The following is an 18,693-nucleotide window of genomic DNA, read 5'->3' as shown; positions in this document are numbered from 1 at the left end:
TATGACTCACATTGATCCGGAAGCGCTGGTCGCGAGTTTGAGAAAGCTCAGGACGACCTCGCCCGCCACAGGCATAGTCCATCAGTTGGAACGTGCCGTGGACGTGGTGAACTCGCTGTTCGGGTATTCGGGTGCGGGGCTGATGTTCGCGGAGGAGGGCAAGGATCTTCGTTATTTGGTCGCCACCGACGACCCGGGGCGGAGTCTTGAGGGTGCGCAGCTCCATCTTGGTCAGGGGCCGTGCATTTCCGCGTTTGAAGAGAATTGTGCGGTGACCTCAAACGACGTGTGCGTCGATCCGCGCTGGCCGAAGCTCGCCGACCTGCTTCACCCGGAGGTACGGGCGGTGGCAGGGGTGCCCGTCCGGCTCGGCAGCGAGCCGGTCGGTACGTTGAACGTCTACCAGGCCACGGTTTACCAATGGGACGAGTCGGACATCCAAGCCCTCTACGGCTACGCGGACGTGATCGAGCAGCTGCTCGCCGCCGCGATGGCCGCCGAGGAGAAGAGCGCGCTGGCCGAGCAGCTCCAGTACGCCCTCGACTACCGCGTGGTCATCGAGCGGGCGATCGGCTACCTGATGGGAAAGCACGACCTGACCGCCACCCAGGCCTTCACCGGTCTGCGCAAGCAGGCCAGGGACAGCCGTCGCCGGGTCGCCGACCTCGCAGCCGAACTACTCGGTGAGGGAGCCGGAGAAATGCGGTGATCCTGCTCACGTCATGGAGCTGAGCCCGATGGATGCCCACTGATCAGGCACTCCGGCGCGAGCCCTGCCCGGTAGGGGCACTAACCTGATCGGTGATGTACAAATTCGTCTTCTCGCAGGTCCTCAGCCGCCTCGACGCGGAGGACGCGCACCATCTGATGGTGCGCGCGCTCCGTGCCCTCTCGGTCATGCCCGTGGTCAAGAGGCTGCTCCACCGCAGCCTCGCGCCGCGCGATCCCGCACTGCGCGTGCAGGCATTCGGCGTGCACTTCCCCGGCCCGTTCGGGCTGGCGGCCGGATTCGACAAGGACGCCGGCTGTGTGGAGGCCATGTCCGCGCTCGGCTTCAGCCACGTCGAGGTCGGCACGATCACCGCCCACGCGCAGCCGGGCAACGCCCGGCCCCGGTTGTTCCGCCTCGTGGGAAACCGGGCGATCATCAACAGGATGGGGTTCAACAACGCCGGAGCCGCCGCGGCGGCCCGGCTGCTGAGCAGGCCCAGGGGCGTTCCGGCGATCGTCGGCGTCAACATCGGCAAGACCAAGGTGGTGCCCGAGTCGGGAGCCGTCGACGACTACGTGACCAGCGCCAGAAAGCTCGCTCCACTGGCCGACTACCTGGTCGTCAACGTCAGCTCGCCCAACACCCCCGGGCTGCGCGACCTCCAGGCCGTGGAACTGCTCGGCCCGCTGCTGCGGGCGGTGAAGGAGATCGCCGACGCCACCCCCAAGCGCACCCCGCTGCTGGTCAAGATAGCGCCCGATCTGGCGGACGACGATGTGGACGCGGTCGCCGACCTGGCCCTGGAGCTCGGTCTCGACGGCATCATCGCCACCAACACCACGATCGGCAGGCAGGCGCTGACCGGCGCGGAGCGTGACCTGGCCCAGCAGAGCGGCGGCCTGTCCGGCAGGCCGCTGAAGGCCAGGTCCCTGGAAGTGCTGCGCAGGCTGCGCGCGAGGGTGGGCGACCGCCTGGTGCTTGTCTCGGTAGGCGGCGTGGAGGACGTGGACGACGTCTGGGAGCGCCTGCTCGCCGGGGCCACGCTCGTTCAGGGCTACAGTGCGCTGATCTACGAGGGGCCCCTCTGGGCGCATCGCGTCAACCGCGAGCTCGCCCGCAGGCTCCGCCGTCACGGCGTGCTGGACCTCCGGCAGATAATCGGCCGTACCGCGGCCTGATCCGCCCCCCGAGAGGCAATATACCCTGGGTGGGTAATCTTGGGGCATTGGAGGCACGATGAGCGTGATCACATACACCGTCACCGGCATGACCTGTGGCCACTGCGTGAGCTCGGTCAAGGAGGAGGTCGGCGAGGTCTCCGGCGTCACCGGTGTCGACGTCGACCTCGAAACCGGCAGGGTCGACGTCTCCGGTGACTCTCCCGATGACGCGGCCATCCGCGCCGCCATCAAGGAGGCCGGCTACGAGGTGGCGGACTGACCCGCTGCCGGTCCTGTCCGGCCGGCCGGGGCGGTCAGTGCTCTTCCGCCCCGGCCGGCCGAGGTCAGAGGCTGGGCCGGGTCGAGTCGGCGTCGTGGGTCTTCTCCTCCAGATGCCTCATGGCCTCGTCCGCCCTGACGATCCCCGGCCGGTGCCGCCGATGGCCGGTACCGCCCAGCTGCCAGGGGCGCGGGCCGGTCGGCGGCCGGTACTCGACGCCGAGCGCGTCGAGGCGGCCCAGATGCGTCTCCAGCCGGGCGTCGAACCCGGCCCCGGCCGAGCCTGACCAGGTGACCTCGGCCAGCGCGCACCCCCGGGGCCAGGCCCGGTAGTCCACCGCGCGTCCGTCGGGCAGCCGCTCGCTCCACAGCTGGAACTGGGCCCCGAGCACGCGCTCCCGCTCCCCGGCCGTCCACTCCTGCGGCGCCGGGGCGAAGGCCGCGACGTCCGAGACGGTGATCGTGTCGCCGATCGCCACCGGCTCCAGCTCGGACGCGGCCTCGGCGTAGTCGAAGTACAGCGGGAAGACCGGTGTCTGTACCACGTCGTGCCCGGCCGCGGCGGCGCGCCTGGCCACCCCGGGGCCGCGCCAGGGCATCACGACCGTGTCGGGCCTGAGCATGCCGCTGACGAACGCCTCGTCCCACACCAAGGCCCGGCTGCCACGCGTCGCCAGCACGTCCGCCAGCCGGCGCAGGAACCAGGCGTGCAGATCGGTGAGGTTCCCCAGCCCCAGCTCCGCCTGGAAGGCGACGATCTCCGGGGAGGCGGCCCAGCCGTCGAGCACGCATTCGTCCCCGCCGATATGGACGTACGGGGTCTCGCCCAGCGCCGCCAGGATCTCGTCGAACACGTCGGTCAGGAAGTCGACGGTGCCGGGCAGCGGGGACAGGATCGCGGGGGAGATGCCCCAGCGCTCCAGTACCCGGAAGGGCTCGGGCCGCCGGCCGCCGGTGGCGCGGGCGTCCAGCCCGGGATAGGCGGCGAGGATCGCCGACGCGTGTCCCGGCACGTCGATCTCGGGCACGACGGTCACGGCGCGGGCCCGCGCGTAGGCGCCGATCTCGGCGAGGTCGTCCAGCGTGTAGTAGCCGCCGTGCGGCACGTCGTCGAAGGCCAGGTCCTCCCGGTAGTAGCTGGTGACCGTGCGCGGGCGGTGCGAGCCCACCTCGTGCAGCCGCGGGTGCCTGCGGCTCTCGACCCGCCAGCCCTGGTCGTCCACCAGGTGCAGGTGGAGGCGGTTCAGCTTGTGCGCCGCCATGAGGTCGACCATCCTGAGCACCTCGCGCTTGGGCATGAAGTGCCGGGCCACGTCCAGGTGCACCCCGCGCCAGGAGAACCGGGGCGCGTCCCGCACCTGGCCGAGGGGGACGCTCCAGCCCGTCCCCGCCACCGTGCGGAACGCCGCGGCGGGGAGCAGCTGCCGGAGCGTCTGGCCCGCGTAGAAGGCCCCGGCGCGATCTCCGGCCGCGATCCGCACGCCCTGGGCCGTCACGTCCAGGGTGTACGACTCGGCGCCGAGCGACGCGTCGGGTTCCACCCTGATCACGCCTGCTTCGTCGGGACGCGGGTCGAGTACGGCGAGGGAGAGCCGTACCGCGTCGACCAGCTCGGCGGGGCCCCGGACGCCGACTCCAGGGGAGAGCCCGAGGGAGCCGTCCACAGGCGTGTACGCGGCAGGAAGCGGCAGGAGGTCAGTCATGGTTCGCATCATGCCAAACCCATCGGCGGATAAGTCTTTTACTTTGCCGTCCCGGATCATGAGGCCAAGAACCACCCAAGTCCGGCGAGGGAGAGCCGTGGGGGATCTTCCAGGTGGACATGCTGCTGCTCATGTTCCAAACGTCCTGGCAATCGGCCCGTACACCGCTGATGACCCTGATGGCGACCCTGCTGGTCGCCGGATGTAGCGCCACCGTCGAGCGGCCCGCGGAGCCGCCCTCGCCCACTCCCTCGGCGTCGGCGTCCGCGGTACGGAGCGCCACCGCGATCGAGAACGCCAGACCGGGAACCCCCGACTGGCGAGTGCGTCACCGCGGTGCCGAGCACGAGATCGAGGGCTTCGCCGACCGGGTGAGCGTGCCGCCGGGAGAGAGCTTCCGGCTGTACGTCTCGACCACCGCCGACCGCTACACCGCCAGGGCCTTCCGGATGGGCTGGTACGGCGGGGCCGGGGCCAGGCAGGTCTGGCGGGCGAGCGGGCTGCCCGGCATGAGGCAGGCCCCGGCCAGGACGAACGCCGCCACCCGCACGGTGACCGCCGCCCACTGGAAGCCGGGCCCCGAGGTGGACACCTCCGGCTGGCCGGAGGGCTCCTACCTGATCAGGCTGGACGCCGAGACCGGAGGCGGTCGCTACGTGCCCCTCACCGTCAGGTCCACCTCCACCAGGGAACGCCTGGTCGTCGTCAACGCGGTCACCACCTGGCAGGCGTACAACGACTGGGGTGGCCGCAGCCTCTACCGGGGGCCCGGCGGTTTCACCGACAGGTCCCGCGCGGTCAGCTTCGACCGCCCCTACGACACATCGGGCGCGCGGCTCTTCCTGGACATGGAACGCGACGCCATCGAGGTCGCCGAGCGCAGCGGTGTCCCGCTCGCCTATGTCACGAGCGCGGATCTCGACCGCGACCCGCACCTCCTCGACGGGGCGAGGGGCCTGGTCTCCCTGGGCCACGACGAGTACTGGTCGGCGCGCATGCGCCGCACCGTCGAGGCGGCCCGTGACCACGGCACCAACCTCGCCTTCCTCGGAGCCAACGCCGTCTACTGGCGGATCCGCTTCGCCGCGACGCCGCTGGGCCACCGCCGCCTGGTCGTCTGCCACAAGGACGCCGCCGAGGACGCCCACACGGTCCTGTGGCGCGCGACCGGCAGGCCGGAGAGCTCACTGACCGGCCCGATGTACGACTGCTTCCCCTCCGAGTCCGCCTACGTGGTCTGGCGTCCCGGCAACTGGATCTTCAAGGGGACCGGGGTGCGGCGCGGCACCACCTTCCCCGGCATGGTGGGGGTGGAGACCGACCGGGTCGGCGCGGATGTGCCCCGCCCGATGGAGGTTCTGTCCGTCTCCCCGGTCGACTGCGGCGGACGCTCCACGGTCGCGCACAGTGCCTACTACACGGTGCCGAGCGGCGCCGCCGTGTTCTCCTCGGGCACGATGCGCTGGGTGTGCGCGATGCGGGGGGCCCGCTGCGGCCACGGCGTCACGGCACGGGCCGCCTCCTTCGTCCGCAGGGCCACCGGGAACATCCTGCGGGCCTTCGCGGCCGGTCCGGCCGCGCGCCGCCACCCGGCCGAGGACAACCTCAGGTCCCTGGGCCTGGCCGGTCCGGCGAGAGGCTGAGCGGGCCTCAGTGGGTCAGGTACTGCTGCAGCCCGTTGGCCAGGGAGAGCGCGATCCTCTGCCGGAACGCCGCCTGCTGGAACTTGGCCGCCTCGGTCGGGTTCTTCATGTTGCCGCACTCGACGAAGATCTTGGGAACCGTGGAGAGGTTCAGCCCGCCGAGGTCGTTGCGGTAGTCCAGGGCCGCCTTGCCGATGTAGGTGGAGTACGACAGGCCGGTGCCGCGCTTCAGGGCGTTGCGCACATCGATGCCGAGCTCCTCGGAGTCCTTGACCACCGGGTCGACCGGACCGCCGATCTTCTTCGGAATGATCACGTGGAAGCCGTGGTTGGCGGGGCTCGCCCCGTCGGCGTGAACCGAGATCGCCGCGTTCGCCTTGGCCTTGTTGCCGATCGCGGCCCGCTGGGTGATGCACGGTCCGACGCCGTTGTTGTCCCGGCGGGTCAGCACCACCTTCGCGCCCCGGCTCTTGAGGATCTTGTCCAGGCGCTGGGAGACGTCCCAGGTGAAGGCGGCCTCGCTGTAGCCGTTCGCGGTGGCGGTGCCCGTGGTGTCGCAGGCCTTCCGCTGGGTCAGCACGTCGACCTGCTTGTTGATCTCCGCGGAGTGGCGGTAGTTCTGCCCGTTGTGCCCCGGGTCGATGACCACGATCTTGCCGCTTAACGGCTTGCGGGCCGCGGTGGGAGTGGGGGCGGACTCACTCGCCGCACCGGGTGCCACGCCGGTCGCCTCGCCGGTCGTGGGCTGGGCGGCGGTGGCTGCCGCCGCGGGGGCGGGGACGCGATCTCGCCCGGGATCCGCGCCGCCGGTGGTGCCGCAGGAGGCGGCGCCCAGGCCGCACAGGACAAGTGCCGCCGCGAGTGCTCTGCCGGTCACGATCATCGCCCCCCATACGTCGTCAGCCACCCAACTTACGCGGCGCGGCGACATGTCTTGGTCGTTGTCGCGATATGTACCCGGCTGTTATCCGAAGTGCGCCTCGGCTACCAGGCGTGCTCGCCGACCTCCTGCTTCTGCAGGAGCGAGGCGAGTTCCCTGGCGTCCTCGGCGTCCAGTCCGAGGACCACGCGCGGACGTCCCCACGGATGGTCGATCGAATGGGCCACGTAACTGGCCACGGACTCGGCTCCGGCATCTCCGCTGCGGCCCCGGGCGGCCCGCCAGTGCGCCCACGCCCGCTCAAGCTCGGCGGCGGCCCGCTGGGCGCATGACACCAGTTCTGGATCACGCATTGTTACCCCCCTCGTCTCGGCCAGAGTCAACACCGGCGGCACACCGGCGTTCGCGATGTTGACCTGATTTTGGGGAGTTGATGAAGCCTGCCTGGGCGTCCTGTAACGCTCCAGGCAGGCGCTTCAGCGCTCGGTGGAACTCGTGCTGTTCCGTACGACCAGCTGCGGCGCGACCTGGCGCAGGCGTGAGGCCTTGCCGGGGTCGCCGATCCGGTCGTTCAGCAGCGCGGCCGCGGAACGGCCCATGGCGCGGCGGGGCTGGTCCACGGTGGTCAGCGAGATCGGCTGGGTCCCGGCACGGTGGATGTTGTCGTACCCGACCACCGACAGGTCCTCGGGAACCCGCAGGCCCAGTTCGGCGGCCGCGGAGAGCACGCCCATGGCCACCAGGTCGTTGGCGGCGAAGATCGCTGTGGGCCGGGGATCGCGGGTGAGCAGGCTGTGCGCGGCCCGCGCGCCGCCCTCCTCGCTGGAGGCCCCCTCCTCGACCATGATGTACGGGGCCAGGGAGTGCCTGCGCATCGCGACCAGGTAACCCTCGCACCGGAAGCGCCCGGAGGAGATGCCCGAGGCCTCTATGTGGGCGATTCGGCGGTGGCCGAGCTCCACGAGGTGGTCGACGGCCAGGCGGGCGCCGAGTTGGTCGTCGTCGACGACGATGTCCACGCCGCCGAGGTCGATGTCGCGCTCGCCCACCACGACCGTGGGCGTGTAGCCGGTGGCCTCGATGAGCGTCCCGCTGGTGGGCGCGATGCCGAGCAGGACGAGCCCGTCGACGCGCAGTTCGAGGAACGCCTCGACCGCCTCGTCCTCGAAGGCGGGGTCCCACTGGCTGTTGCCGATGAGGAGCCTCAGCCCGTCGCCGTGCAGGCTCTCCTGCAGGCCGTCCAGGAACTCGGCGTAGAACGGGTTGTGCAGGTCGGCGACGAGCGCCCCGACCAGGTGGGTACGGCCCTCGACCAGGCTGCGCGCGACCGCGTTGGGCCGGTAGCCGAGGTCTCTGGCCGCCTGGAGCACGGCCTGCCTGCGATGCTCGCTGACGTGTGGTGATCCGCGCAGGACGAGCGAGACCAGTGATTTGGAGACACCGGCGCGTTCGGCCACATTGCGGATCGTGGGTCTCGGGCGTGGTCCGCAGCCGTCGGATAAGACGGGCTCGGCGAACCCGCGGGCTCGGGTGACGGTGGTGTTGACCGGCGGTCCTGACATGGCTCTCCCCCGCGATGGTGGATGGGCACCTGTCACTCAAAACGATCGAGTTCCGAATGGGGTACGGCCTCCTGGGTAGGGAACTCCGATCTTGACCTCAACCTCGTGCGTACCGACTCCGATAGTCTTCACGGTGTGGGTTCGACATCCGGAGCCGCCGAACAGGCGAAACCTGTGGCGGGTGACGCGCGGCCGGCGCGGCGCAGGCTCAGCGTGGACCGGCGTCGTGAGGAGCTCATGGCGGCGGCCCTGGAGCTGTTCAGCAGGCGGGACGCGGAAGACGTGTCGATCGATGACGTGGCCTCCGCGGCCGGCGCGTCGCGGGCTCTGGTCTACCACTACTTCGGCGGCAAGCAGGAGCTCTACGTCGCCGCGCTGAAAAGCGCCGCGGCCCAGTTGGAGGCAAGGCTCAAGCCCCACGAGGACGGCCGCCCGCTGGACGAGCTGGCCGGCGGGCTCACCCGATACTTCGACTTCGTGGAGGAGCACGCGGCGGGTTTCGCCGCATTGCTCAGGGGGGGTCCCGCCAACCGCAGCGGCGACATCGGGGAGATCGTCGACTCGGTCAGGAACCGGCTGTTCATACTGATCATGAAGCAGATGCGGGTCGAGGAGCCCGGCCCCGCGCTCCGCATCACGCTGCGTTCCTGGATCGCCTCCGTCGAGACCGCGGGCCTCGACTGGCTGGAGCACCGCGACATCGAGCGGCCGGCCCTGGAGCGCATGCTGGTCGACCACATGGTGGCGCTGCTCGGCGTGGCGTCCAAGCACGACCCGCAGCTCGGCGAGTTGCTGGACAACCTGACCCGGGAGCAGGCGAACTGATCCAGGGTCCGGGAAAGCCATCGGGCATAAAGGCATCGGGCATGTGGCTGGGGCGGCGCCGGGCGGGCGACGCCGCTCCCCATAAACCTGTGTGGCCTACGCGCTCACAGGGTGAGCGCGCACCAATCCCCCTAGGTCAGTGACGGCCCCCGTCTTACTCTGAGCGCTGCTGCGGAATCCCCGCGAGCAGCGCGCGAACCTCGGTCTCCCGGTACCGGCGGTGTCCACCCAGGGTGCGGATGGACGTCAACTTGCCCGCCTTCGCCCACCGGGTCACGGTCTTGGGATCGACGCGGAACATGGTTGCGACCTCCGCCGGGGTGAGCAGCGGCTCTGCCTCGGGTGTACGAGCTGACATTTGTGCGGCCTCTCCTCCATGTGGACCGGCGACAGCGATCCTGCGACTTGACGCTTGTCACGGATGTCCGCCTATGGCCATTGCGTGCGGCAGTTTGGGCCATATACGGCATCACCCGATGTGACCATACAGCCACGTAGAGCGATTGGCGAGTCTTTGAGTGACTCATCTCTCTTGTGCACGTGTTGTTGTCACGCTCGGTGATTCTAGCGACACGTTTCGTGGTATCGCAGTGAAAACGGCAAACTACTCAGTTCGTAGGTGCATCCCCGGTCATCGACGGACCTACTTACGCAGGTCGAAGGGATGATTTGCGAGTCAGTTTGCTGATTCGAGAAGTTGTATTGATCGCCAGCGGAGGATGACGCGCTGGTACATGGCGAACGCCAGTTCTTCCTCGCCTTTTTCCAGACCTGTCAGCGCCGCCGCGAGCTCCGCCACGGACTCGTCGGCCTGGAGCGTCTCGTCGTCCATGAGGTTGACGATGCCGCCGTAGTCGAGCTCGACCAGCGAATGCGGGTGGAACTCCTCCAGCCAGCGCGCCACGTCCTCGACCTCGGCGGTGATCGAGACCTCGCCGACCTGTCTCCTGATGATCTGCAGGGCACGGGCGCTGCGGCGCCTGGCATGGGCCATGGAGGTGACGTAGATCAGATTGCGAGTGGTGGTCGTGCCCCCCTGGCTCCCGTCGCCGTCGATGACCAGCCAGCGCTCGTTGCCGTCGAAGGGGACGAACCACGAGGTCGGAACGTGCCAGGTGGAGCCACGGATGTGCGTGCGCAGCGCGGCCGAGTCGGTACGGCGCTTGAACCGGTCGAAGTCGTCGGCGGTCTGCGCCGCGACGGCGGGTGGGACGAACCGCTCCATCAGCTTGGGCGGGGTCGACCCGCGGAAGCGTGAGAAGGCCAGCCACGACCTCAACCTGCTCTGCCATGGGCAGACGTACAGGACCTCCTCCACGCGCCTCAGATAGGCGTTGGGGCTCTCCTGGGCGGGTGCCGGGGTCGGTGGGATCCCCAGGAGGCGCCGCACCGCCTCGCCGTGCTCGGCGTGCAGGGCGCCGGCTCGGCGCGGTCGGTCGGCCGCCTCGGCGTAGGCGGCCCACGAGGCGCGCTCCGCAGGGGTGAACGCGACCAGTGGCTCGTAGACGCGGAGGTACGCGGCGTAGGGCAGCACGTCCGCATCGTGTCACGAACGACGGGCCGCTGTCCGTACCGGACCGGCTTTCGTGGCCGTGGTCCCGGCGGCCGGGTGACTCCTCCGCCCCGAGGGCCGGACCGTCTCGAACGCGGGAACCACGGCGGCCACGGCGAGGCGACGCACCCGCCGGGCGGATCCGGCGGCCCCCTGGTCAAACGTGATGAGACCTTCGCGTGAGTCGTCCCGCTGTGGGCTTGTGGTTACGCTGAAGGTGATCTCCGCCGCGACGGAGCGGCGGGAACGAACGACTGGGAGTCACCACAGTGACCGACGTCTTCGGGCTGTCCCACAAGGACGCGGGCCCGGTAACCGGCCAGAACAGGCACGAGCAGGTCGTTTTCTGCTCCGACGAGCGCAGTGGCCTGCGGGCCATCATCGCCATCCACAACACGGCCCTGGGCCCAGGCCTGGGCGGCACCAGGTTCTATCCCTACGAGAGCGAGCAGGCCGCGCTGGCGGACGTGCTCAATCTCTCACGGGCGATGGCCTACAAGAACGCCCTGGCGGGACTCGACCTCGGTGGCGGCAAGGCCGTCATCATCGGCGACCCGGCGAAGGACAAGAGCGAGGCGCTGCTGCGCGCCTACGGCCGGTTCGTCCAGTCACTCGGGGGCCGCTACTACACCGCGTGCGACGTCGGCACCTACAGCGAGGACATGGACGTCGTGGCCCGCGAGAGCTCCTACGTGACCGGCCGCACGCCGGCCAACGGCGGAGCCGGGGACTCGTCGATCCTGACCGCGTACGGCGTTTTCCAGGGCATGCGGGCCGCCGCCGAGTACACCTACGGCACGCCGACGCTGCGCGGCAGGCGCGTCGGTGTCGAGGGTGTGGGCAAGGTCGGCCACCGCCTGGTCGGCCACCTGGTCGAGGACGGCGCCGAGGTCGTGGTCTGCGACGTGAGCGAGGCGGCCGTGGCGCGGCTGCTGCGGAGCCACCCGCGGGTGGAGGTGGTCGCCGACCGGCTGGAGCTCACCGGATCCGACATCGACGTCTACGCGCCGTGCTCCCTCGGCGGGGCGCTGGACGACGAGACGGTGGCCCGCCTGCGCGCCACGATCGTCTGCGGCGGGGCCAACAACCAGCTGGCCCATCCCGGCGTGGAGAAGCAACTCGCCGACCGGGGAGTCCTCTACGCGCCCGACTACCTGGTCAACTCCGGCGGTGTGATCCAGGTCGCGGACGAGATCGCCGGGTTCAACATGGACCGGGCGCGGGCAAAGGCCACCCAGATCTACGACACGACTCTTAAGATCTTCTCCACCGCGGCGGAGGACGGTGTCCCTCCGGCTGTCGCAGCCGATAGGCTGGCTGAGCGAAGAATGTCAGAAGTCGGGCGAATTAGGGGCATTTGGCTGGGCCACTAGCCCCACACGCCCATACGACGTACCGAGCCGGGCGTAAAACGGGTACGGTTGTAGGCGAACGAGAGCTGGCGCCTCAAGTCAGGTGGCGTCAGTGCGTGGTGCGTTAGCGACGAGGGGTCGGGCACGACCCCACACGAGGGGGTCGAGCCAATGGGGCGCGGCCGAGCAAAGGCCAAGCAGGTCAAGGTTGCTCGCCAGCTGAAGTACAACAGCGGTGGCACTGATCTTGAGCGTCTTCGCGACGAGCTCGGAGTCAGAGACGACTCCAACCACAACGACGACTCCAACGACGCCTACGACGAGCTGGCGGATCGGTACGCCGATTACGCCGATGACTTCGGCTCCAAGGATGACCGCGACGACGGGACATCCGGGCGCCGCTAGGCGGATTTCGGTTTGACGGTGAGCGGGGCACCCGGCGGTGAGCACAGAGCCGCCAGGTGTCCTTCTCGCTGGGAGTCGACAATATGCGGCGCTCCGGTGGTCCGGGGCGCTTTTCGTGGTACTCGACTCACCCGGGACTTTCCCCGCCCCGGGCCGGGGCGGGGAAAGTCCATCGGGTCATCGGAAACGCGCCTGACCGGAGCCCTCGACGATCTCGCCGAGCACCCAGGCCGGAAGGTCACGCTCGCCGAGCAGCGCCAGGGCGGGCCGCACGGCCTCCGCGGCGACGATCGCGGCCATGCCCACACCCAGGTTGAACGTGCGGTCCATGTCGGCCTGAGCCACCTGGCCGTGTCCGGCGAGCACCTCGAAGACGGCGGGCGGGGTCCATGACGAGCGGTCGAGCAGCGCGTCCAGCCCATCGGGCAGCGAACGGGCCAGGTTGCTCGCCAGGCCGCCGCCCGTGATGTGCGCGTACGCGTGGACATCGACCGTGCGGGCCAGCTCCAGGCAGTCGAGTGAGTAGATCCTGGTCGGCTCCAGCAACTCCTCGCCCAGCGTCCGGCCCAGTTCGGGAAGCTCGGCCTCCAGCGACAGCCCGGCCCGGTCGATGATGTGCCGGACCAGCGAGTAGCCGTTGGAGTGCACGCCGGAGGAGGCCAGCGCGAGGACCACGTCGCCCTCGCGGACCCTGTCCCGGCCGAGCATCCGGTCGGCCTCCACCACGCCGGTGGCGGCGCCCGCGAGGTCGTACTCGTCGGCGCCCATGGCTCCGGGGTGCTCGGCGGTCTCCCCGCCGATGAGGGCGCAGCCCGCCAGGCGGCAGCCCTCGGCGATGCCGCCCACGATCTCGGCGATCCGCTCGGGAACGACCTTGCCGCAGGCGATGTAGTCGGTCATGAACAGCGGCTCGGCGCCGCAGACCACCAGGTCGTCCACGACCATGCCGACCAGGTCGAGGCCGATCGTGTCGTGCTTGCCCAGCCGCTGGGCCAGCATGACCTTGGTGCCGACGCCGTCGGTCGACGTGGTGAGCAGCGGCCGCCGGTACGACAGCAGGGCCGAGGCGTCGAAGAGGCCGGCGAAGCCGCTGGCGTCGTCCACGACCTCGGGCCGCCGGGCCCGCGCGACCTTCGACCTCATCAGCTCGACGGCGCGCTCACCCGCGTCGATGTCCACTCCTGCGGCCGCGTAGCTGGTCATGGAGCCTCTCTCGTCGGCTGGGCGGTCTGACTGCCTGACCTGCTCAATGCTTGGCCTCCAGCACGTATTTGCCCACGTTGTCCTGGTCGATCGGGATCGGGTAGTCACCGTCGAAGCAGGCGCGGCAGAGCCGGTCGGCGGGGATCGTGGTGGCCTTGGTCAGGCCCTCCAGCGAGATGTATCCGAGCGAGTCGGCGCCGAGCGAGGCGCGGATCTCCTCCACACTGAGCGAACCGGCGATCAGCTCGGCCCGGGTGGCGAAGTCGATGCCGTAGAAGCACGGCCAGCTGACCGGCGGGGAGGAGATCCGGACGTGCACCTCCCCGGCGCCCGCCTCGCGCAGCATCTTGACGATCGCCCGCTGGGTGTTGCCCCGGACGATCGAGTCGTCCACGACGACCAGGCGCTTGCCGGCGACGACCTCCTTCAGCGGGTTGAGCTTCAGGCGGATGCCCAGCTGGCGGATCGTCTGGGACGGCTGGATGAAGGTTCGGCCCACATAGGAGTTCTTGACCAGGCCCTGGCCGTACGGGATCCCGCTCTCCTCGGCGTAGCCGACGGCGGCGGGGGTGCCCGACTCGGGCGTGGGGATGACCAGGTCGGCCTCGACCGGGTGCTCGCGGGCCAGCATGCGGCCGATCTCGACGCGTGTGGTCTGCACGCCGCGCCCGGCGATCGTGGTGTCCGGACGGGCCAGGTAGACGTACTCGAACAGGCAGCCCTTGGGTTCGGCGAGCGCGAACTTCCGCGAGCGCACGCCGCGCTCGTCGATGGTGATCAGCTCACCCGGTTCGATCTCGCGGACGAATGTGGCGCCCACGATGTCCAGGGCCGCGGTCTCGGAGGCGACCACCCAGCCGCGCTCCAGGCGCCCCAGGACCAGCGGGCGGACGCCCTGGGGGTCACGGGCCGCGTAAAGCGTCCGCTCGTCCATGAAGACGAGCGAGTAGGCGCCCCTGACCTGCGGAAGAAGTTCGGCGGCCGCGTCGTCGATGGACTGGGTGCGATCCTGGGCCAGCAGCGACGTCAGCACTTCGGTGTCGGTGGTCGCCCGGGTGGAACCCGGGGCCAGACGCCTGGCCAGCACCGGGGTGTTGATCAGGTTTCCGTTGTGGGCGAGCGCGAGCCCGCCACCCTCGGTCGAGCTCAGCGTCGGCTGCGCGTTCTCCCAGACGCTCGACCCGGTCGTCGAGTAGCGGCAGTGACCGATCGCCAGGTGGCCGCGGAGGGTGCCGAGCACGGACTCGTCGAAGACCTGGGAGACCAGTCCCATGTCCTTGTAGACGAGGATCCTGCTGCCCTCGCTGACCGCGATGCCCGCGGACTCCTGACCGCGGTGCTGTAACGCGTACAGTCCGTAGTAGGTAAGTTTGGAGACTTCCTCCCCAGGAGCCCAGACCCCGAAGACGCCACATGCGTCCTTCGGAGGCCGGTCGTGGGGGTCAAGGTCATGGCTCAGATGGCCGTCGCCCTTCAACACATGCTTCATTCTAGGTCGGCTTCTTCCCTGCTCGCACCTAGGGTCCGTTCCGTGGCATGTCGCACCCTGACCGAACGATCATCGGTGTTTTGCCGTGTCAGCCTGTTTCGTCGGCGGGCGACAGGGGAGTGTGAGGTATCCGGCATGCCCAAGCGTCGGGAGAATAGACGTGACAACACCTGTGGACCCGAACCAGCCCGACCCGCGGCGGGAGCCGTGGCAGGAGCCGGATCCCGAGTCGCCCGTACCCGACCCCGGTGAGGTGCCGTCCCCCGTTCCCGAGGAGCCGAGGGTGCCGCCGCATCCGGACACGCCGGTCGCGCCGGAGGTCCCCCCGCCTGACCAGGCCGGTGATCCGGACGCCCCGCAGGGGGACGAGACACCGGAGTCCGGTGAGCGGGAGCGGGAAGTCCCCTCGCCGGAGGAACGGCCGCCCCACCCCGTGCCCGGTGCCACGCCCGCCGCGTATCCCGGCTGGGAGGGCGCCTCGGAGGCTCAGGGCGGTCCTGACCGGCCCGGTCCCGCACAGCCCTCGCGCTACGAACCGCCTGAGCCCACCGAGGAACCCGCGGCCCAGCCCCGGTCCACCGAGCCCACCCCCGGCACTCCCCAGCCGGACTATTCGGGCCGGCCCGGCTACGGGGAACAGCCGAGATACGGGGAGGCCCAGCAGGCCGGGCAGCCCTACGGAGGTCCCGGCTCGCAGCCGCCGCCCGCGGCGGGTCCCTACCAGCCGCCTCAGGGCGCGGTGGGTCCCTACCAGCCGCCGCCGTACCCGCCGCCTGGCGCACCCGTCTATCCGGGCGCAGCGCCTTACCCGGCGTACCCGGGTGAGGGGCGTAGGCAGAGCGACGGGCTCGGCACCGCCGCGCTCGTGCTCGGGATCGTGGCCATCGTGTCGCTCGTCGCCTGCGGCCTCGGCGTGCTGGTGGCGATCGTCGGTCTGATCGTCGGCATCGTCGCGCTCGTCAAGAAGTCCGCCCCGGGCAGGGCCTGGGTAGGCATCGTGCTGAGCGTCCTCACTCTGATCATCGCCGCGGTGTTCCTGAGCTGGCTCTACAGCAAGATCGGTGACTGCGCCAGCCTGCCACCGGAGCTGCAGCAGCGCTGCATCGAGGACAGGTTCGGCGTTCGGCTCCGGCCGACTCCTTGAGGCGTGGCGGGGAGACTCGCGCCGGGGAACGGCGAGGGCTATCGCAGAGGCAGGTGCTCCGCCAGGTCGGCGCGGGCTCCGCTCGCCGCGACCTTACCGGCGGCCATCGCCGCGGACCAGGTCAGACGGCCGGTGGCCAGGTCCAGCCAGGTGCGCGCGTCGGTCTCCACCACGTTGGGCGGGGTGCCCCGGGTGTGCCGGGGGCCTGCCACGCACTGCACCGCCGCGTAGGGCGGGACCCGGACCTCGACGGTCCGGCCGGGAGCGGCCGTCGCCAGCCTGTCCAGCAGGTGCCGTACGGCGAAGCGGGTGATCTCCCGTTCCGGGCGGATCTCGCGCTCGAAGGCTCGCAGCACCACGCTCACGCAGGCGTCCAGCAGCGCCGCGACCCCGGTGGGACCGTCGTAGGGCGGCTCGTCGAGGGAGCTCAGCTGGGTGTCGAGGGCGGCGTGAACCTTGGCGGGGTCGGGTTTGTAAGGCGGCACGCCCTCCATGATGCCCGCCGGAGCGGGTCGCCCCGACGACGGGACACCACCGAGCCGTGCTGTTCCGATGATCGCCGAAGAACGGTTCACCGTCCCGGCGAGTATCGTTCACCTCGGGTTCGGCCGGCGCACGTAGCGTCCGGGCGGTAAGACCCCACCCCTTTTTGGAGGCCCCTGTGGCGAACATGTCGCCGCGCCGCCTGCTGCCCCTGCTCATGAGCCCTCACAAGGGTGGCCGCAGCGCGCTCACCTGCCGGTTCCGTTGCGGTGACCAGTGCGCCCACGATGTGACGAACACCAGTGACAACACCTACTTCGGCGACGTGGTCGCCGAGGCGATGACCCGGCGCGGGGTGCTGCGCGCGGGCGCCCTGGGCGCCGTCGTCGCCGGGGTGGGGGTCGGTACGGCGATCCCGGCCGTCGCCGATCCGGACCGGGGGGCGAAGGCCCCCGGCAGGAAGGGCGGTTCGCGCTTCACCGCCATCGCGCCGAACACCGACGACAGGGTGACGGTCCCCGCGGGCTACCTGTCGGCGGTCGTGGTGGGCTGGGGTGATCCGGTGCTGCCCGGCGCTCCGGCGTTCGACTTCGAGAACCAGACGGCCGCCGCGCAGGCCGGGCAGTTCGGCTACAACTGCGACTACGTGACGCTCTTCCAGTTGGGGCAGCACCGTGGCCTGCTCTGGGTCAACCACGAGTACACCGACGAGAACCTGATGTTCCGCGGTTACACGGACGGCACCGCCGCGACGGAGGAGCAGATCAGGATCGCGATGGCCGCGCACGGCGGCTCGGTGGTCGAGGTCGAGCGGGTGGGCGCCTCCGGCCAGTGGAGGCTGGTGACCAAGGGCTCCCGTCGCTACAACCGTCGCATCACCGTGCAGACCCAGATGAGGTTCACCGGCCCGGCGGCCGGCAGCGACCTGCTGAAGACCGCGGCCGACCCGAGGGGCACCACACCGGTCGGCATGCTGAACAACTGCGCGGGCGGCACCACGCCGTGGGGCACGGTGCTCAGCGGTGAGGAGAACTTCAACCAGTACTTCGTCAACGGCAACGGGGTGCCCGAGGCGCAGAAGCCCTACCTCACCCGGTACGGGGTGAGCGCCACGACGGGCATCCCGAGCGGAAACCGCAGGTTCGATCGGGTCGAGGACCGGTTCGACCTGGCGAAACACCCGAACGAGATCAACCGTACCGGTTGGATCGTGGAGATCGACCCGTTCGATCCGGACTCCACCCCGATCAAGCGCACCGCCCTGGGCAGACTGGCCCACGAGGGCGCCACCACCTCCCTGGCCGCCGACGGCCGGGTGGTGGCCTACATGGGGGACGACTCCCGGTTCGAGTACGTCTACAAGTTCGTCTCCAGGAAGCGCTACATTCCCGGCTTCGACCGGAACAACCGGGACCTGCTGGACGACGGCACGCTGTACGTGGCCAGATTCACCGGAGACAGCCCCGCCACCGAGATCGACGGCACCGGCAGGCTCCCGGCCGACGGGCAGTTCGACGGCTCGGGCGAGTGGATCCCGCTGGTCACCGGTGACGTCTCGCACGTGCCGGGGATGACGGCCGCGGAGGTGCTCGTCTACACCCGGGTGGCGGCCGACAAGGTCGGGGCGACCAAGATGGACCGCCCAGAGGACGTGGAGCGCAACCCCGTCACCGGTGGCGTCTACGTGGCGCTGACCAACAACACCAACCGGACTCCGGCCCAGGTGGACGAGGTCAACCCGCGCCCGGCCAACAAGCACGGCCACATCCTGGAGATCGTGGAGCGGCGGAACGATGCCGGGGCCACGACCTTCGCCTGGTCCCTGCCGCTGGTCTGCGGTGACCCGAACGACCCCGCGACCTACTTCGCCGGGTTCGACAAGACCAAGGTCTCGGCGATCTCCTGTCCGGACAACGTGGCCTTCGACGCCGACGGCGACCTCTGGATCTCCACGGACGGCAGCCGGCTCGGTGCCAACGACGGCCTGTTCGTCATGCCGGTCCGCGGTTCCGAGCGCGGCCACCTCAAGCAGTTCCTGAGCGTGCCGGTCGGCGCGGAGACCTGCGGCCCGCTGGTCAGCGCGGACCAGCGCAGCGTCTTCGTGGCCGTGCAACACCCCGGCGAGACCAACGGCGCCACCCCCGAGGCTCCCAGCAGCCACTGGCCGGACGGCGGCACCTCCCAGCCCCGCCCGTCCGTCGTGGTCGCCTGGCACGCGAGGGGTGGCAAGATCGGCTCTTGACCTCCGCCTCCTGGTGGCTCAGGGCAGAGCCGGGCCCGTTGGCGACACCCGGTCGGCGG

General features: G+C 70.1%; 18 protein-coding genes. 9 read left to right on the top strand and 9 right to left on the bottom strand.

Features of this window, described 5'->3' with window-relative positions; translation table 11 throughout:
* Position 1 precedes the first annotated feature (1 nt).
* The 3 genes from IG98_RS0126185 to IG98_RS0126175 all read left to right on the top strand — a co-directional run bounded on the left by IG98_RS0126185 (position 2) and on the right by IG98_RS0126175 (position 2,152).
* Complete coding sequence (locus IG98_RS0126185) at positions 2–709, top strand: GAF and ANTAR domain-containing protein (RefSeq protein ID WP_051752921.1); 708 nt, start codon at positions 2–4, stop codon at positions 707–709.
* A 95-nt stretch (positions 710–804) separates the two neighbouring features.
* On the top strand, positions 805–1,890 hold the full coding sequence (locus IG98_RS0126180; RefSeq protein WP_030917507.1) for a quinone-dependent dihydroorotate dehydrogenase: 1,086 nt from the start codon (positions 805–807) through the stop codon (positions 1,888–1,890).
* A 58-nt stretch (positions 1,891–1,948) separates the two neighbouring features.
* Positions 1,949–2,152 (top strand): heavy-metal-associated domain-containing protein, encoded by a 204-nt coding sequence (locus IG98_RS0126175; protein ID WP_030917504.1) that lies wholly within the window; start codon positions 1,949–1,951, stop codon positions 2,150–2,152.
* A 64-nt stretch (positions 2,153–2,216) separates the two neighbouring features.
* Here IG98_RS0126175 and IG98_RS0126170 read toward each other — a convergent pair whose 3' ends face one another.
* Positions 2,217–3,854 carry a beta-N-acetylhexosaminidase gene (locus tag IG98_RS0126170; protein WP_030917501.1) on the bottom strand — a complete coding sequence of 546 codons (1,638 nt, stop codon included), beginning with the start codon at positions 3,852–3,854 and terminating at the stop codon, positions 2,217–2,219.
* 119 nt (positions 3,855–3,973) lie between these two features.
* On the opposite strand from IG98_RS0126170, the gene IG98_RS0126165 reads away from it, so the two are divergent.
* Complete coding sequence (locus tag IG98_RS0126165) at positions 3,974–5,497, top strand: N,N-dimethylformamidase beta subunit family domain-containing protein (RefSeq protein WP_342666846.1); 1,524 nt, start codon at positions 3,974–3,976, stop codon at positions 5,495–5,497.
* A 7-nt stretch (positions 5,498–5,504) separates the two neighbouring features.
* Here the strand turns inward: IG98_RS0126165 and IG98_RS0126160 are convergent, their stop codons facing one another.
* The 3 genes from IG98_RS0126160 to IG98_RS0126150 form a co-directional block, all read right to left on the bottom strand.
* Positions 5,505–6,404, bottom strand: a complete 900-nt coding sequence (locus IG98_RS0126160) for an N-acetylmuramoyl-L-alanine amidase (RefSeq protein ID WP_245651716.1) — start codon at positions 6,402–6,404, stop codon at positions 5,505–5,507.
* 77 nt (positions 6,405–6,481) lie between these two features.
* Positions 6,482–6,730, bottom strand: a complete 249-nt coding sequence (locus IG98_RS0126155; protein ID WP_030917491.1) for a hypothetical protein — start codon at positions 6,728–6,730, stop codon at positions 6,482–6,484.
* A 123-nt stretch (positions 6,731–6,853) separates the two neighbouring features.
* On the bottom strand, positions 6,854–7,834 hold the full coding sequence (locus tag IG98_RS0126150) for a LacI family DNA-binding transcriptional regulator (RefSeq protein ID WP_051752919.1): 981 nt from the start codon (positions 7,832–7,834) through the stop codon (positions 6,854–6,856).
* Between the two features lie 240 nt (positions 7,835–8,074).
* Between IG98_RS0126150 and IG98_RS0126145 the strand changes: the two genes are divergently transcribed.
* A complete protein-coding gene (locus IG98_RS0126145; protein ID WP_030917487.1) occupies positions 8,075–8,764 on the top strand; it encodes a TetR/AcrR family transcriptional regulator in 690 nt (229 codons plus the stop codon).
* A gap of 154 nt (positions 8,765–8,918) precedes the next feature.
* On the opposite strand, the gene bldC is transcribed toward IG98_RS0126145, so the two are convergent.
* Entirely contained in the window at positions 8,919–9,122 is a 204-nt protein-coding gene (gene bldC / locus IG98_RS0126140; RefSeq protein WP_013133571.1) for a developmental transcriptional regulator BldC, read from the bottom strand.
* A gap of 318 nt (positions 9,123–9,440) precedes the next feature.
* Complete coding sequence (locus tag IG98_RS0126135) at positions 9,441–10,298, bottom strand: DUF8083 family protein (RefSeq protein WP_030917483.1); 858 nt, start codon at positions 10,296–10,298, stop codon at positions 9,441–9,443.
* Between the two features lie 287 nt (positions 10,299–10,585).
* Here IG98_RS0126135 and IG98_RS0126130 point away from each other — a divergent pair, with 287 nt between their 5' ends.
* Entirely contained in the window at positions 10,586–11,689 is a 1,104-nt protein-coding gene (locus IG98_RS0126130; RefSeq protein ID WP_030917480.1) for a Glu/Leu/Phe/Val family dehydrogenase, read from the top strand.
* 150 nt (positions 11,690–11,839) lie between these two features.
* Positions 11,840–12,073: a DUF3073 domain-containing protein gene (locus IG98_RS0126125; RefSeq protein ID WP_030917477.1), complete on the top strand. Its 234-nt coding sequence runs from the start codon at positions 11,840–11,842 to the stop codon at positions 12,071–12,073.
* Positions 12,074–12,250: 177 nt separating this feature from the next.
* Here IG98_RS0126125 and purM read toward each other — a convergent pair whose 3' ends face one another.
* Positions 12,251–13,276, bottom strand: coding sequence for a phosphoribosylformylglycinamidine cyclo-ligase (purM, locus tag IG98_RS0126120; RefSeq protein ID WP_030917474.1), 1,026 nt, complete (start codon positions 13,274–13,276; stop codon positions 12,251–12,253).
* Positions 13,277–13,319: 43 nt separating this feature from the next.
* Positions 13,320–14,765 carry an amidophosphoribosyltransferase gene (gene purF / locus IG98_RS0126115; protein ID WP_051752918.1) on the bottom strand — a complete coding sequence of 482 codons (1,446 nt, stop codon included), beginning with the start codon at positions 14,763–14,765 and terminating at the stop codon, positions 13,320–13,322.
* A gap of 160 nt (positions 14,766–14,925) precedes the next feature.
* Between purF and IG98_RS47340 the strand changes: the two genes are divergently transcribed.
* On the top strand, positions 14,926–15,909 hold the full coding sequence (locus tag IG98_RS47340) for a DUF4190 domain-containing protein (RefSeq protein ID WP_157594522.1): 984 nt from the start codon (positions 14,926–14,928) through the stop codon (positions 15,907–15,909).
* Between the two features lie 38 nt (positions 15,910–15,947).
* Here IG98_RS47340 and IG98_RS0126105 read toward each other — a convergent pair whose 3' ends face one another.
* Entirely contained in the window at positions 15,948–16,403 is a 456-nt protein-coding gene (locus IG98_RS0126105; RefSeq protein WP_051752914.1) for a sterol carrier family protein, read from the bottom strand.
* Positions 16,404–16,570: 167 nt separating this feature from the next.
* On the opposite strand from IG98_RS0126105, the gene IG98_RS0126100 reads away from it, so the two are divergent.
* Positions 16,571–18,634: a PhoX family protein gene (locus tag IG98_RS0126100; RefSeq protein WP_425428092.1), complete on the top strand. Its 2,064-nt coding sequence runs from the start codon at positions 16,571–16,573 to the stop codon at positions 18,632–18,634.
* Positions 18,635–18,693 lie beyond the last annotated feature (59 nt).

The sequence above is a fragment of the Streptosporangium amethystogenes genome (assembly GCF_000721075.1).
In the GTDB taxonomy this organism is placed as follows: Bacteria; Actinomycetota; Actinomycetes; order Streptosporangiales; family Streptosporangiaceae; genus Streptosporangium; species Streptosporangium amethystogenes.
Note: the sequence above shows the minus strand (reverse complement) of the source record. Positions and strands in the feature narration are given on the sequence as shown.

Bases quoted from the DNA above. Each gene is read 5' to 3' on its own strand.
- purF (WP_051752918.1), bottom strand. From the start codon at position 14,765: ATGAAGCATGTGTTGAAGGGCGACGGCCATCTGAGCCATGACCTTGAC.
- IG98_RS0126155 (WP_030917491.1), bottom strand. From the start codon at position 6,730: ATGCGTGATCCAGAACTGGTGTCATGCGCCCAGCGGGCCGCCGCCGAG.
- purM (WP_030917474.1), bottom strand. From the start codon at position 13,276: ATGACCAGCTACGCGGCCGCAGGAGTGGACATCGACGCGGGTGAGCGC.
- IG98_RS0126170 (WP_030917501.1), bottom strand. From the start codon at position 3,854: ATGACTGACCTCCTGCCGCTTCCTGCCGCGTACACGCCTGTGGACGGC.
- bldC (WP_013133571.1), bottom strand. From the start codon at position 9,122: ATGTCAGCTCGTACACCCGAGGCAGAGCCGCTGCTCACCCCGGCGGAG.
- IG98_RS0126125 (WP_030917477.1), top strand. From the start codon at position 11,840: ATGGGGCGCGGCCGAGCAAAGGCCAAGCAGGTCAAGGTTGCTCGCCAG.
- IG98_RS0126185 (WP_051752921.1), top strand. From the start codon at position 2: ATGACTCACATTGATCCGGAAGCGCTGGTCGCGAGTTTGAGAAAGCTC.
- IG98_RS0126165 (WP_342666846.1), top strand. From the start codon at position 3,974: ATGCTGCTGCTCATGTTCCAAACGTCCTGGCAATCGGCCCGTACACCG.
- IG98_RS0126105 (WP_051752914.1), bottom strand. From the start codon at position 16,403: ATGGAGGGCGTGCCGCCTTACAAACCCGACCCCGCCAAGGTTCACGCC.
- IG98_RS0126175 (WP_030917504.1), top strand. From the start codon at position 1,949: ATGAGCGTGATCACATACACCGTCACCGGCATGACCTGTGGCCACTGC.
- IG98_RS0126180 (WP_030917507.1), top strand. From the start codon at position 805: ATGTACAAATTCGTCTTCTCGCAGGTCCTCAGCCGCCTCGACGCGGAG.